We start from the raw sequence: 1754 nt of genomic DNA on the forward strand, positions 1-1754 counted from the left end.
GACATCGCCCGCCGTCGACCCTACCGTGCTGAAACTCTGGCTCTGGGTCGTGCCTTCGTCGTTCATTTCATAGCGCGATTTATTCGTCCCGATGGTGACGCCGATACCGCCACCGCTGAACATGCCGTTCTTTTTCTTCTCTTCCAGGCGGTAGGTCGAGTCGGTGTTGGTCGCCGCCACGATGTCGATATTGTTGCCCGCATTCAGGCTGACATTGCCGTCACCCACCACCGCCGAGCCTTTCATTTCCGGCGATGAGGGTTTGGGATGGGTACGTCAGTTACCATTGCTATTGAATGCGGGCAAATTGTGACCCGGCCTGCTGAGTGGCAGGTAAAAAGATCCCGGCACAGTGGCCGGGATTAACCTAATTTTTTAAATGATCAAAAAAATCATCTATATCAATAAAGTATTTCCATTCATCATTACTGTCAGACTTTGAGATTTCATACTTATTTCCTGACTTTCCAATATAAACTTCAGGAATAAGAGTACCGCGAGCACCAAATCGAAGACAATGCCGAGAGCGGTAATCAAACATTGAGTCAACAAGCGAATCATCTTCCGTATTTATATTTTCATAAAAACACCGTATTGCTCTGGCTAATGATTCACCACTTGCTCTAGCTATTGGAAAATCTGATGACTTAATTTCATACTCATTATCTTTGAACCAATCAAGAAGTTCAGACAGGTCAATTTTTCCACGAAAAATAGATATAATATCTTCATTTTCTTTTACGTTAATATCAATGAGTTGATACTCATCCTTAAGTGAGCCATCAAGTAAAGATAGGCGCAATTTTTTCATAGTTATTTGCCTTTAATCATTTTGTTGTACTCAGCTTTACTGATATCACCACGTGCAAGGAACTCACGTAATACTTTTGGTGGGACTTCTGTGCCTGGTACTGGATACCCATGCCATCCCCCAGCGTTATCTGGCTGGAATTCATAAAGTTTTCCGTCACTCAATCCATATTTTTGCTTCCCACCTTGAATGGAGTTGTTTAATACATCCTGGGCTTGGGAATCACTTAAATCCATCGGCGTTCCCCACCCACCAGGTGCATGTTTGGGACTTGGCACATAATTACTACCATCGGATAAATAAGCAAGATCATCCATGTTCTGTTCAGCAATTGGCGTTGTGGTTGTGTTCCCTCCAGTATCGACCCCACTATCAGTATTTCCGGTATTTGTTGCCGCCTGCTCAGATGGATCATTATTACCCGTATGGGTTTTGTTTGGATCGACCAGCTGATCTCCACCCGTGTTTGTTGGTCCCTGTTCTGCAAGCTGGTCACCACCGGTATTACCCGGGGCTTTCCCCTGGTTCTGCGCCGCAACAACCGCCATCAGCACACACACATCGCTTGCAAGACATCCTGCACTCAGTCCCTGCTTAACCGCTTTCGTCAGCGCCAGTGCCGCTGCATCATTCGGGTTCGTGCTGCCGGCTTCTGCCATTGCTGCTGAAGCCAGAGTCTGTTGCGCCATCATTTGCTGGAGCATCCCGATACTCGCCATATTATTACTGAGTTCGTTCTGCCCTGCCTGAGCACCTGCAACAACACTACCAGTGCTGTCTCCCGTGATACCTCCGGCTAAAGCTGCTGCCAGTGTACCCAGTCCTATCAGCGTTTGCTTTTGCTGCTCTGTCAGTTGATCTGTCGGAATATCACCAAACAACGCATTTTTAATCGCTTCCCCTGCCAGCGCTGTCGTTCCTGCTCCGGCTGCACCCGCCAGAC

The 1754-nt window shown here is 47.3% G+C and carries 2 protein-coding genes and 1 pseudogene; all 3 read right to left on the bottom strand.

What is annotated here, in order from left to right; translation table 11 throughout:
• Positions 1-246, bottom strand: a pseudogene (locus LVQ76_RS22250) (hemagglutinin repeat-containing protein); the annotation flags it as partial.
• A gap of 121 nt (positions 247-367) precedes the next feature.
• Positions 368-811, bottom strand: a complete 444-nt coding sequence (locus LVQ76_RS22255; RefSeq protein WP_232922471.1) for a hypothetical protein — start codon at positions 809-811, stop codon at positions 368-370.
• Positions 812-813: 2 nt separating this feature from the next.
• The coding region (locus LVQ76_RS22260; RefSeq protein WP_232922472.1) for a VENN motif pre-toxin domain-containing protein at positions 814-1754 on the bottom strand (941 nt) is incomplete at its 5' end.

This window comes from Buttiauxella cochleicola (genome assembly GCF_021283185.1).
In the GTDB taxonomy this organism is placed as follows: domain Bacteria; phylum Pseudomonadota; class Gammaproteobacteria; order Enterobacterales; family Enterobacteriaceae; genus Buttiauxella; species Buttiauxella massiliensis.